At 48.2% G+C, this 13,293-nt stretch carries 9 protein-coding genes; 5 read left to right on the top strand and 4 right to left on the bottom strand.

The window, feature by feature from the left end; translation table 11 throughout:
* Nucleotides 1–609 precede the first annotated feature (609 nt).
* Nucleotides 610–1,386, top strand: coding sequence for an FRG domain-containing protein (locus tag Q0991_RS15650; protein WP_299489888.1), 777 nt, complete (start codon nt 610–612; stop codon nt 1,384–1,386).
* 81 nt (nt 1,387–1,467) lie between these two features.
* Here Q0991_RS15650 and Q0991_RS15645 read toward each other — a convergent pair whose 3' ends face one another.
* On the bottom strand, nt 1,468–4,062 hold the full coding sequence (locus Q0991_RS15645; protein ID WP_299489886.1) for a DNA polymerase III subunit alpha: 2,595 nt from the start codon (nt 4,060–4,062) through the stop codon (nt 1,468–1,470).
* A gap of 253 nt (nt 4,063–4,315) precedes the next feature.
* On the opposite strand from Q0991_RS15645, the gene Q0991_RS15640 reads away from it, so the two are divergent.
* The 4 genes from Q0991_RS15640 (at nt 4,316) to Q0991_RS15625 (ending at nt 10,814) form a co-directional block, all read left to right on the top strand.
* The gene (locus Q0991_RS15640) at nt 4,316–6,577 is read left to right on the top strand and encodes a bifunctional (p)ppGpp synthetase/guanosine-3',5'-bis(diphosphate) 3'-pyrophosphohydrolase (RefSeq protein WP_299489884.1); all 2,262 of its coding nucleotides are present in this window, start codon (nt 4,316–4,318) and stop codon (nt 6,575–6,577) included.
* Between the two features lie 277 nt (nt 6,578–6,854).
* Nucleotides 6,855–7,517 carry a VWA domain-containing protein gene (locus tag Q0991_RS15635; RefSeq protein ID WP_299489882.1) on the top strand — a complete coding sequence of 221 codons (663 nt, stop codon included), beginning with the start codon at nt 6,855–6,857 and terminating at the stop codon, nt 7,515–7,517.
* A gap of 103 nt (nt 7,518–7,620) precedes the next feature.
* Nucleotides 7,621–8,415 carry a PP2C family serine/threonine-protein phosphatase gene (locus Q0991_RS15630; RefSeq protein WP_299489879.1) on the top strand — a complete coding sequence of 265 codons (795 nt, stop codon included), beginning with the start codon at nt 7,621–7,623 and terminating at the stop codon, nt 8,413–8,415.
* Nucleotides 8,412–10,814, top strand: coding sequence for a hypothetical protein (locus tag Q0991_RS15625; RefSeq protein WP_299489876.1), 2,403 nt, complete (start codon nt 8,412–8,414; stop codon nt 10,812–10,814). The genes Q0991_RS15630 and Q0991_RS15625 overlap by 4 nt, the downstream gene beginning before the upstream one ends.
* Nucleotides 10,815–10,825: 11 nt before the next feature.
* Here Q0991_RS15625 and Q0991_RS15620 read toward each other — a convergent pair whose 3' ends face one another.
* The 3 genes from Q0991_RS15620 to Q0991_RS15610 form a co-directional block, all read right to left on the bottom strand.
* Complete coding sequence (locus Q0991_RS15620; RefSeq protein ID WP_299489874.1) at nt 10,826–11,869, bottom strand: N-acetylmuramoyl-L-alanine amidase; 1,044 nt, start codon at nt 11,867–11,869, stop codon at nt 10,826–10,828.
* 454 nt (nt 11,870–12,323) lie between these two features.
* Nucleotides 12,324–13,043, bottom strand: a complete 720-nt coding sequence (locus Q0991_RS15615) for a rhomboid family intramembrane serine protease (RefSeq protein ID WP_299489872.1) — start codon at nt 13,041–13,043, stop codon at nt 12,324–12,326.
* A gap of 61 nt (nt 13,044–13,104) precedes the next feature.
* Nucleotides 13,105–13,245 carry a hypothetical protein gene (locus Q0991_RS15610; RefSeq protein ID WP_299489870.1) on the bottom strand — a complete coding sequence of 47 codons (141 nt, stop codon included), beginning with the start codon at nt 13,243–13,245 and terminating at the stop codon, nt 13,105–13,107.
* Between the last annotated feature and the right edge of the window lie 48 nt (nt 13,246–13,293).

The raw sequence follows: 13,293 nt of genomic DNA, 5'->3' as shown, positions 1-13,293 counted from the left end.
GAGGCGATGCAATTGCCTGTTTCTTCTTTCTTTGTTGTTCATGTAGGTTAAACAGCCGATTTGTTGGGTCAACTGGATAAAAACCCGAAATGAGTTGTGAATCAGTAACACATCATGAAACGAATATTGCAAGAGGTCTACTGAAGCACTAGAGTCTTTTGAAGGGAATAAGGATGGAGCTTCTGAGTCAGTAGATCGGCTCTACATTGATGTCGCTCTGGAATCTGGCGAAGGTCTAGTTTGGATAAAAACCTCATTACCGAAACAATATGATCAAGAAATTTTACCCTTTTAGATGATTTAGTCCCTTACCATTTCATATTAAAAAGCAACAGCAACGGGGGGGTACCTCATTAAGATATTCACACAAGTAAGTTGAATCAAGAATATCCATGCAGATCAAAAATCCAAACAAGGCATTATCATTCAAAGATTCAGAATCTTAAGTACCAGAGAAATATTATTTACTGAATATATGAAATTGTTATTTTTCTGTAGCTGGCAATTCCAATACAAGAGGATTAAAACTTTAAAAAAGCAATATATAAGTTTTTGTTAGCATAATTAACTTCATCAGTATAATTGATGTTTAGGTTTCAGTTGTGTACCATGAAGCTAATTAATTCAAACATTTTTGGGCAAATCAAAAATCCTAAAAGTTTTGATGAGCTTTTTCAATCATTAATTGAGTATGAAAACAGCAATTCAAATTACCAAGCGAGGATGTGGCGCAGGCAAGGAAATATAGAATGGCCAATTCACAGCTCAGGCTATCGCAGAATAAAGCAAAAAGATGAATCTAGTTTAGCAGACTACGAATTACGGCTTCTTGAGCAAGCTACTCATAGTGGTTATCGTTTTCATGAAGGCAGACAGCTATCAGATATGGAATTGCTAGCTAGGCTTCAACATCATGGCACGGCTACAAGACTGTTGGATACCAGTCAAAGTGTATTGGTTGCACTGTACTTCTGTTGTGTATCAAATCCTGAAAAGATGGGTTTATTAATGGGTGTCCATACAGATCACCTAGCAGGATGTGAAAGCGAGCCAGACGCAAGAAAATATGAGGAAGTAATGGATGATATAAAAGACACAGACACGTTATTTACGTGGGAGCCTCCAGTGATTACCAACCGAGTTGCTGCTCAACACTCCCAATTCTTATTCAGTGAACTAAAGGAGAATAGTTGGGGTAGTTTGGTCTTGCCACGAGAAGAAGGAGCGACAAAGTTCTATGCAATATCACCCTCTCTAAAAGAAGAAAGCCTAGAAATCCTTCAAGAAGTTTTTGATATCAGACAATTCAGGTTGTTTCCAGATATAGATGGCTTTTGCCAAGCAAATAGTTATGCAAAAGATGAGTATTCCACATATAGATGGTGAATCATTTCATAAATCATAATCTGACAATTTATCTTTTGTCGAATATATTTCAGAAAATACTCTACAGCAGCTTGGCAGAATTTAACTAGCCTGTTTCAGCCCTGTCTGCCAAGGCAATGGCAATTGCTTCAAACTCAACTCGTCCTCAAAAATCTGCTGAATCGGATACATCTGCCCATCCGTCGTCATAAACTGATGTTCCGCCGTTGCCTGAATCGTCGAACCATCCGCCAATGTATATTCAAACACCTCTTGCTGACCTCGATGATGCCACTGGGCAATTGGTTGGGTATATAGATGCCCTTGCTCATTAATCGAAAACACCTGACACTCAAGCTGCCCCTGCACCACCTGACCAATCGGCAGCCAACCATACTCCAACGTCAACACCGGTGTGTCATAGCTCAGGCAATATTCCGCAAATAACAGCATTTGGTCAAAGAGATTTTCCGAGACCTTTTTATCGACTCCTTTTTCGGCAGCGCCATCAATAAAGATTTCGCGGTGCTTCTCCATCTCCGCCATCTTCTTTTTACCCATGGCTCGCCGCAGTAAATCAGCTTGTCCGAGGGAATATCCCGCCATATCCTGAGCAATCTTCATGATTTGCTCCTGATAGACCATAATGCCGTAGGTTTCTTCCAGAATCGGCTTAATCAGATCATGGGGATAGTCAATACTTTCGCGACCATGCTTGCGGTTAATAAACTTGGGAATCAGCCCCGCATCCAGCGGACCCGGTCGATAGAGGGCCAGAATCGAGGAAATATCTTCAATATTGGAGGGCTTCAAGTCTTTCACCACCTGCCGCATCCCCGAGGACTCTAGCTGGAATACCCCTTCCAGTTCCCCTCGTGCTAGAAGCTGGAAGGCTTCTGGGTCATCCATCGGCACTCGATCCACATCCAAATCAAGCTGGCGGTTTTGCTTCAGCAGATCCGTGGTCTTCTGGATCATCGTCAGGTTCTTGAGGCCCAAAAAGTCCATCTTTAGCAGGCCCAGGGACTCCAGATCCTCCATAAAGTATTGGGTAATCACCGCCCCGTCGTTATTGCGCTGCAAAGGCACAATCTGGTCCAAGGGTTCCGAGGCAATCACCACCCCCGCCGCATGGACCCCAAAGGTTTTGTTGGTGCCCTCAATCCGAATCGCCATATCCAGCCAGCGACGCACAATCGGATCTTTGTCGTATTTTTCCTTAAACTCGGGGGCAGGTGTTTCATCAGAGATCATCACCTTGAGCTTGGTGGGTTTACCCCGCGCCACTGGAATCAGCTTTGCCATCCGATCCGCTTCCCCATAGGGAATATCCAGCACCCGCGCCACATCCTTGAGCACCGCCTTAGAGGTCATGCGGTTAAAGGTAATAATCTGAGCCACCCGGTCTTCACCATATTTGCGGGTCACATAGTCAATCATGGCGTCCCGCTTCTCGATACAGAAGTCCGTATCAATATCAGGCATGGACTTCCGTTCTGGATTGAGGAACCGCTCAAACAGCAGACCGTGATGCACCGGGTCGATATTGGTAATCCCTAAGGCATAGGCCACCAGAGAACCTGCCGCACTGCCCCGCCCCGGTCCCACGGGAATATTGTTGTCGCGGGCATATTTGATGTAATCCCACACCACCAAGAAATAGGTGGAAAAGCCCATTTGCTGGAGCATTTCCAGCTCATATTCTAGGCGTTCTTTATAGGTATCCGTGACTTCGGCTCGTTCTTTGCAGTTGCAGCGTTCTAGAAGGCCATCCCAGGTCACTTCTTCTAGATAGGTTTCCGCTGTATAGCCCTCTGGTACTTCATAGTCAGGGCTTTGGGGGTCCCGGAAGATATCGTAGGTTTCGATCTTTTCGGCCACCTCTAGGGTGGTTGCGATCGCATCAGCAATCACGTCATCTGTCAGATGGTCCCGAAACATCAAGGCCATTTCATCCGCAGTTTTCAGATACTCCGTACCGCTGTAGCGCAGCCGCTTATCTTCCGTAATCAACTTACCCGTCTGGATACAGAGCAAAGCATCATGGGACTCCACGTCATAACAGGAGATAAAGTGGGAGTCATTGGTGGCAATCACCTTAATATCTAGTTCCTGGGCGATCCGCACCAATTCCACATTCACGACCCGATCTTCCTGGGAACCGTGATCTTGAATTTCTAAGTAATAGTCATCCCCAAATAGGTCTTTGTACCATTTGGCAATCCGTCGGGCGATATCCGGCTTTTCCTTCATAATTGCCTGGGGAATCTCGCCTCCTAAGCAGGCGCTGGTGACAATTAGCCCTTCATGGTGTTCTTCCAACAGGTCTTTATTAATACAGGGTCGAGAGAAGATGCCACGCCCTTGGACCCCATGTAGGCTGGAGATAGTCGTTAATTTAACGAGGTTTTGATAGCCTTTTTTGTTCTTCGCCAACACCACCTGGTGATAGCGAGGCCGCCGCTCTTGCTTAGTGATATCGCCATTGATCACGTACATTTCATTGCCGACAATGGGCTTAATTCCCTGCTTTTTACAGGTCTTAATCAAGCCAATGGCCCCATACATCACCCCATGGTCTGTCAAGGCAATGGCGGGCATATTTAGTTCCACGGCTCGGGACACCAAATCCGGGAGTTGACTGGCCCCATCCAAGAGACTATAGTCGCTGTGAATATGTAAACCCACAAAAGACATTGGCCACTTCCTTGCTAAACCTGGCTATAGGGTAACGGATTGCGATCGCAACGACTACAATCCTGACATCATTTGTGATTGCCTCGGATATCCCCCATTTCCTGGCGCTCTTGCAGTAGGTCTTTCACAGTTGGGTAGAATAGAATTTATAAAAATGAATTAACTATACACTTGGATAGATAAAAGCCAATTCATAGGGGACCAGCCTCTGTTAAGATTTGTTTAAACTGTCTTCTCCGTACCCCGATGTAGCATGAATTTAAAAGCTACAGTCACACCCACCGATCTCGAACTCCCCACTTGGCTACAGGAATGTATGCTAGAGGTCGATGCGTCTGAAGACAGTAACGGCATTGCCGAGCAAACGCTAATTTGCCGAGCCTTTAATTTTGGCTACCAACTTCATGAAGGTCAGCGCCGGGCCTCTGGAGAGCCCTACATTGCCCATCCCGTATCCGTTGCCGAGTTATTGCGGGATCTAGGCGGCAGTGCAGCCATGATCGCGGCTGGCTTCCTCCACGATGTCGTAGAAGACACAGAGGTCACCCCAGAAACCATCGAATCCGAATTTGGCCTAGAAGTGCGTCAGCTAGTTGAAGGCGTGACCAAACTCTCCAAATTCAATTTCTCGACCAAAACCGAGCGAGAAGCCGAAAACTTTCGCCGCATGTTCTTGGCGATGGCCCAAGATATCCGTGTGATCGTGGTTAAACTGGCGGATCGGCTCCATAATATGCGCACGTTAGAGCATCTGCCCCCGGCCAAACAGCGACGCATTGCTCAGGAAACGCGAGATGTTTTTGCTCCCCTCGCTAACCGCCTGGGGATCTGGCGATTTAAATGGGAATTAGAAGATCTAGCATTCAAGTATCTAGAGCCCGACACCTATCGAAAAATGCAACAGTTGGTCGCTGACAAACGGGCCGACCGAGAAGAGCATATTGACCGAGCTATCCATATTTTGCGTGATCGCCTTGAACCCATTTGCCCTCACCACCTAGAAATTTCTGGCCGCCCTAAGCATCTGTTTAGCATTAGTCAGAAGATGGAGCGGCAACAAAAGGAATTTCATGAGATTTATGATGTCGCTGCCGTGCGGGTGATTGTCAAAACCAACGAAGAATGTTATCGCGCCTTAGCTGTTGTCCATGACTGTTTTCGTCCCATTCCCGGACGATTCAAAGACTATATTGGCTTACCTAAACCCAACCGCTACCAGTCCCTACATACTATTGTGATTGGTTTAGGAGGACGTCCTCTAGAAGTGCAAATTCGCACGGAGGAGATGCACCATATTGCCGAGTATGGGATTGCCGCCCATTGGAAATATAAGGAATCTTCCAACCTGCCAGGTAAGACATCCTGGAGCCCCGATGACGAAAAATTCACTTGGTTGCGTCAGCTCTTGGAATGGCAGAGCGATCTCAAAGATGCTCAAGAATACTTAGATAACGTCAAAGATAATCTCTTTGACAGCGAAGTGTATGTGTTTACGCCCAAAGGTGCTCTGATCGATCTGACCCAAGGGGCCACCCCTGTAGATTTCGCTTATCGGATTCATACAGAAGTTGGGAATCACTGCTTTGGGGCTCGCGTCAATGGACGCATGGTCACCCTCGATACGCCCCTCAACAATGGGGATATTGTCGAGATTATGACCCAAAATAGTGCCCATCCCAGTTTAGATTGGCTCAACTTCGCCGCTAGTAATACGGCCCGCAACCGCATTCGACAATGGTATAAGCGTTCCCACCGAGAAGAAAACATCTTGCGTGGTCGTGAAATGTTGGAAAAAGCCCTGGGTAAGAAGGGCTTTGATGCTTTACTCAAATCTGAGCCGATGCAGATAGTTGCGAATCGGTGTAACTATCAAACCCCTGATGATCTTCTGGCAGCCCTAGGTTACGGAGAAGTGACCTTAAATGGCGTCGCGAACCGACTGCGAGAAACCATTCGTAGTCAGCAAAAAAATCCTGAAGCGCCCACATCCAGTCTGACCGAGGTTAATCTACCCTCACAAACCAGTCAGCGTCCGCTTCCAAGTTCGAGTGACTCTCCCATTGCTGGCATAGAAGGTCTGGTTTACCATATGGCAGGCTGCTGTAAACCTTTGCCGGGAGAACCCATTATAGGCGCAGTCACCCTCAGCAATCGAGGCATTTCTATCCACCGCCAGGGCTGTAGCAACATTGGTAATATTCCCGGTGATCGGCTGATTCCCGTCAATTGGAACCCGGCCCATCAAGCCGCACAAGGCCGTCGCTACACCTACCCCATTGAGATCCAGATTGAAGTGATTGATCGCGTAGGCATTCTCAAAGATATTTTGACTCGATTAACCGACAGTAAAGTCAACGTCCATAATGCCCAAGTCAAAACCTTCCCCGGCCAAACGGCAGTCATTAATTTGGGACTCGATATCGAACATTGCAATCAACTCGACCAAATTTGTGCGCAAATTCGCAAAATGAGTGATGTTCTCAAGCTAAGACGTCTCAGCCAAGTTGAAGACTGAAATACTGGAATATACGCAGATATAATGCCTGCGGCAACTCAATGACCAGCAGTATGGGTTATGATGGAGCGAAAATCATTAATTTCGCTAAAGCTTTGCTGAGAAACGACTCCAGGGCTTTATTAGGTATTAGTGCTTATACGGATTATGTTAACCTACTGAAAAAGTAGGCCAAGCATACCAATATCGGTCTAACAAGGCTGGTATTGGATGCTGTGCTGTGATCTGGGGGGTCTGTAAACATGCAATTTATCACTCCTAAATTCGAGAAATCTAGATGATTGGACAACCAGAATTCGTTGAAAATCCCGAGAATCGTTGCCCAGTAATTTTGCTGGTGGATACGTCTAGCTCTATGAGCGGTGCACCCATGGATGCGCTCAATAGTGGTTTAGAAGCCTTTAAAGAAGCCGTACTGCAGGATGAGCAGGCCGCATTGCGGGTGGATGTGGCAATTGTGAGTTTCGGACCCGTAGAGCTGGTTCAAGATTTCGTCACCATTGATCAATTCATTCCCCTTCAACTCGAAGCCCATGGTCTAACCCCAATGGGGGAGGCCATTAGCTACGCCCTCGATCTCCTTGAGAACCGCAAGACGACCTACCGCAATAATGGCATTCAATATTACCGACCTTGGGTCTTTTTGATCACGGATGGTGCCCCCAACCCCGACTCACCCTGGCAGCAGGCCGCAGAACGCCTCAAGAATGCTGAAGCTCAGCGTAAGCTATCGTTTTTCGCAGTGGGGGTTCAGGGTGCTGATATGTCCATTTTGAATCAGATTGCCCCACCTGAGCGTCCGCCACTGATGCTTAATGGCCTAGATTTCCGGTCCATGTTCCTCTGGCTCAGCGATTCTATGGTGAGGGTGTCTAGCAGTACGGTTGGGGGCGATATGGTGGCTTTACCCCCTGTTGGGTGGGGCCAAATTGCCACCTAGCGGTCCCAGGCTTGTGAGGGTTTGCTGCTCCCAAAGTTGAAGTCTCCAGGTCCTAAATCCTACCCATTTCTACTGTTATCCCTCAAACCCAAAAGGAGAGGCTGTGGCCTGGAGAGCAATCGTTCACTCTGCAATTGGTACCCGTCACCTAAAAAAGCAGTTACCTTGCCAAGACTTTGGCAGTTATGTGATCCAAGCCAATACGCTGATCGGTGCTGTTGCAGATGGGGCGGGGAGTGCAAAATTTTCTGATGTCGGTGCCCAAATGGCCGTCAAAACGGCCCTAGACACCCTAGCGCAGCAACAAGACGATTGGTCATCCATGGAATTTGAGACCATGAATGCCGAGGCTGAAACCCTCTTTAAGCAGATGGTAGAGACTGTTGTTGCTGCTCTACGAGCGGAAGCAGAGACTGGTGAGTATGATCTGCGCGAGTTAGGATGTACATTACTGAGCTTTATTGCGACTCCCCATTGGCTTGCCTGTATGCAAATTGGTGATGGCTTTATTGTCACCCAAGCTGAACAACACCAAGCTGAACAAATGGACTGTTTTGAACTTCTTTTTGAGCCCAGCAAAGGCGAATATATCAATGAAACGGTATTTGTCACCAGCGATCATGCTGTAGAGCAGATGCAAGTTGCTGTGCGTGCTGATCATCACCCCTTTGTCTGTGCTGCAACTGATGGCTTAGAAAAAGTTGCGATTCGTTTTCAGGATTGGCAAGCTTTTCCGCCATTTTTTAAGCCTTTTTTGGAATGTCTGCGCTCTATTCCTGATGCGAATGAACGCCAAGCCTATTTAGAGGCGTTTTTAGAATCCGAGCGCTTAAATGCGAAGACGGATGACGACAAGACGTTACTGCTTTGTCTATTTGGACCAGAGGCGGACGGATGACGGTTCTCAAATGCCAGGTTTCTGGGCGGACTCTGTCGCTGACCAAGAAGATCGCGAGCAGTGGCGAAGGCACCGTTTGGAAAACGAGTTGTCGTGGTTTTTTAGCTAAGCTTTATCACGAACGCAAGTCTGAGCGGTTTCAGAAATTGCGGGTAATGATTGCCCACCCACCCGAAGACCCGACTCGAGGCCAAAATCATATTTCCTTGGCCTGGCCTAAAGATCTGCTCGAAAACCAGAAAGGTCAGCCGATGGGTTTCCTCATGCCTGAGATTGACGAGAGTGTAAAGTTATCGACCATGTATAACCCGCGGCTCCGGAGTCGCAAAGCCCCTCGTTTTAACTGGTATTACCTTCACACTGCTGCCTTAAATATTGCCTCCAGTATGAATGCGGTGCATACGGAGGGGTATGTCGTCGGTGATGTTAAACCGCAAAATATTTTGGTGAATAACCAAGCCCTGATTTCTATCATCGATACCGATTCGTTCCAGGTCCAAGACCCCCACACCCGTGAGGTATTCCGATGTTGGGTTGGCTCAGAAGGGTTCACGCCGGCTGAACTCCTCGGCAAAGATTTAGCCACTATAGACCAAACCGAGATTCATGATCGGTTTCGGTTGGGGGTCATTATATTTCTGCTGCTATTTGGTGATCAGCCCTTTAAGGGAAAGTGGATTGGTCAAGGTGAATCGCCACAACCGACCACCTTAATTGAAAAGGGGTTTTGGCCCTATGCCCCCCAAAGTCTGATCCGACCGGGTCCTAATACCATTCCTCTATCGATTTTGCATCCCCAGTTGCAGTCTTGCTTTCATCAGTGCTTTACCCAGGGGCATGGGCAACCTCATCTTAGACCCTCGGCGCAACAATGGATGACGGCGCTGAAAAAAGCGATTGAAAGTCTGAAGACATGCCATCTAGAGTCGAATCACCATTACAGCCAAAGCTATGGCCACTGTTATTGGTGCGATCGCAAGTCTCGATTAGGAGTCGATATTTTTAGTCCCGCCCCAGTCATCTCCAAACCTGCAGTTAGGCCGACCCATTCGAAAAAGGTCAATCCTTGGACAGCCAAACCGGGGATAGCCAGCCCAACGCTGGCGGCAGCCTATGCCCAACGCATGCAGCAGTTGCAGAGCATGAAAATTCCCAATGCTGGGGTAACCCGTTCTATCCTACAAATGCCTTTTGCCCAGCGATCCAGCTGGCCACCTTCCATTTCTAATTCAGTATTAGGACTGGTGCTGTGTGGGTTTAGTTTTTTGGGACTAGGCCTCCTCTTGGCCCCCGAACTCAATCCTCAAACCTTCACCTATTGGTCTCAGTCATTGGAAAGAGCCGTTGACCAGTGGCTGGCGTCCAAATTAGGAATTGCCTTGCAGGGCGCCCCCTCCAATCAAACCCTACCTGGACAAGCCAACTCAGCCAGTGCGCTTGGCGATCCATCTATCCCTCAAAGAGGACATTTAGATACCGTTACTACGCTCGCCATCAGCCCCGATGGCCAGATCCTAGTCAGTGGCAGTCGGGACTTTACCCTCAAAATTTGGAATTTAAGGACCGGGAAACTCCTCAATACCTTGTCAGAACATTATGAGCCGATTGTCTCTGGCCACTTTGTGGACGGTGGGAGATCCCTAGTGAGCAGTAGTGTCAGTGGCAAAGTGCTGCAGTGGGATCTTCCATCTGCCAAGCTGATCCGCAGTTTCGTCAACTACACAGCCATACGGCCCGAAGGTGGGATTCGAACCACAGTCATTGATCCAGAGACGCATGTAATGGCCAGCAGCGCGTGGGGAGGATCTATCTTTCTCTATAATCTCAAAACCGATAAAGTGACGCGCATTCCGTCCCAACTGATGGCGTCTGAGCAAGCGATGGTTATGAGTCCCGATGCCAACACCCTGGTGACGAGTAACAGCGATGGTCAGATTCAGCAGTGGAATGTCAACACTGGAAAATTGCTGAAGCGTTTACCCAATTCTCAAGGATGGCAATCGTCTGAACTAACCAGTGCCCTTGTTCTGAGTGGTCGGGGGAAAACCCTGATTACAGGGAGTTGGGGCGGAAAGATTGGTTTATGGAATTTTCAAACCGGAAAATTGCTGAAAACGTTTAAAGCCCATGAAAAAATGGTTTCCTCGCTGGTAGTTAGCGTTGATAACCAAGTCCTTATCAGTGGTGGTGATGATCAGACGATTAAGATATGGGATCTCAATACGGGTCAACTGTTGCAGACCCTGACCGATCATAGGGGCAGTATCTCTGCATTAGCGATCAGTCCCAACAACAAATGGCTCGTCAGCGGCAGTAGCGATCGCAGTATCAAGATATGGAACTTGCAAACAGGTAAATTGCTCCGAACTCTGCTCAGTTCCGAAATTGGCAAGAGCTAGTCCTCCATCGCTTAACGTCCCTGTAGATAATTGATAATTCCTTGGGCAATGGCTTCTGCCAAGCGTTGACGATGGGCGGCAGTGCGGAGTTTGGCAGCATCCGTCCGCCCCGTCACAAACCCTAACTCAACGAGGACGGCAGGCATGGATGTTTTGCGGAGCACATAGAAGCGGGCTTGACGAATCCCTCGGTCGCCCACGGATACTGACCGCCGGATACTGGTGTGAATGGCCCGAGCTAACCGAAATCCGGTGACGTAATAGTAGGTCTCTAAACCATTAATGTCGGGCCGACTCAAACTAATGGCGTTGGCATGAATACTGACAAATGCATGGGCACGAACCCCTTCTGCTTTCGCCACCCGTGGGGGTAAATCCACTTCGCGATCGCTCGTTCGGGTTAATACAGCATTAATGCCCCGCCGCCGCAGCAGGTTATGAACTTGCGTCGAGACATCCAAAACAATTCGCTTTTCTTGTAGCCCCCCAATCCCAACAGCGCCCGGATCGGCTCCGCCGTGACCGGGGTCAATAACGACAACTTTAGCGCCTGACTTAACAGGTTTGGAAACAATGGGGCCTGGAGATGAACTCGAAGGCTTGGGAATTTTGGGGGGTGGCACCCGCACCGCAATGGTTCGTCGAGAGGCTTTCTTGGCATCTTTTAGGGGAAAGAACTTCGGGAGCTGTATATACCAACGATTGGGAGCAATGCCTCGGACTCTCACTCGGCGAGGGCTGAGGGTATATTTGGAATTTAGCTCTACGACGACCCGAGTGGTGCTGCGGCTATGCTGGGCGACCCGGACCTCTCGCACATACTTACTGATTTTGCGGCGGGCTTTGAGTTTACGAAACGTTGTATTCGGCAGATCAATCACCAACCGTGTGGGATTCATCACAACCTTGGCGCGAGGCTTGATGGCTGAGTTTGTAATCAAATCAATACGGCTTTGCTTGGAATTAAACTTCCAATACGTGAGCTGCCCTGCGGAGGCACTATCTGCCCAGCCCAAGATGCACAAAGCGAGCGGCAATAACCAGCTTGCTTTCATTTTTTTTCTGTCCCAAATACGTCGTTCAGTAGGCAACTCTCTAGGGTCCGATTCGCGTGGGGATGATCACTCATGACTAGTTTGAGTCCGATGAAGTTTCCTCGTCTAATCCTCTGATGCAGCCATCTTATCGCCCGCCATCATCATGGATTCATCCTAAAGATGCAAGTCTGAATAAGGCGATACAACTGCTTGTTTTCCCTGAAACAACTGTTGGCTATGCTTTTCAGGACTATCCAATGGAGAAGACGATGCTTAGCGTTTCTTAATTCCTAACCTGAGATTTTGCCTAAGAAAGCATCCCTAGGATTCAGTCCTGGCAGATTTAAGCGTAGTAATCACGCCATCGGGGTGTTGAACATGCTCACCCATCCGGGGGCATCGTTTGACTAGCTTGACGGCAACGATTGGAGCCCAAACAACCTGCATTAAATCAACTTTGCAGAGTGACGATCTAATCTTCAGAAGAGCGTAGGGCGTTGTCCGAATTGCTAAATAAACCTAGTATCGGCCCCAGAATCGCCCCGAATACAAAGCCCCCCGCATGGGCCCAATAGGCAATCCCACCCGCTTCCATCCCCACGGTTACGGGCGAGTCTAAACTGGCAACCCCGTAAAAGGCCTGCTGCAAAAACCAAAATCCCAGGTAGAGGATGGCGGGAATGCGAAAGGTGGTCAGAAAAATACCCAATGGGACCAGCGTCAGGATTCTGACTTGGGGGAAGCGAAAGATATAGGCCCCCATTACGCCTGCGATCGCACCACTGGCCCCCAAAGATGGCACCATCGATAGCGGATTGAAAAACCATTGGGTTAAAACCGCCAACGCCCCACAGACTAGATAAAACAGCAAAAATCGGACTCGGCCTAGCTGCTCTTCCACGTTATTACCAAAAATCCATAGGTAGAGCATATTGCCCGCCACATGTAGAAAGCCGCCATGGAGGAACTGGGACGTAATTAAGGTGCCCCATTCTCCCGCATCAACGGTCGAAAAGCCGCCAAAACTGGTGGTAAGTTCAATGGGAACGACTGCCCAGTGCTGCATAAAGAGGCTGAGCTGAGCTGGAGACAAACTTAATTCATAGCCAAACACCAATACATTCAGGGCAATCAGGCCATAGGTAACGTAGGGGGTAATTTGAACTGGATTTTCATCGCGAAGAGGAACCACTAATATGACCTCGCTCGGGGAACTATTATGCAGCTTAGTGCATTTATCTCTAGAACGGTTGTCAGGTCTTGGTCGTGGCGGGTTCAACCCGCAGGGTTATCAGGAATGCAAGCAGAGAAATGAGATAGAGCAAGATTGCGATCTCAAATCCGTTATAGCAGTCGCCATATTGAGAAGGACGTAAACTAGAGAAGTTATTCATTTCTTCTCCTGTGTGATGCCCAAAATTTATAGTTACGACCTACGTTGC

It is taken from the genome of Acaryochloris sp. IP29b_bin.137 (assembly GCF_028285745.1).
GTDB lineage: Bacteria > Cyanobacteriota > Cyanobacteriia > Thermosynechococcales > Thermosynechococcaceae > Acaryochloris.
This window is presented reverse-complemented; position numbering and strand designations above follow the sequence as displayed.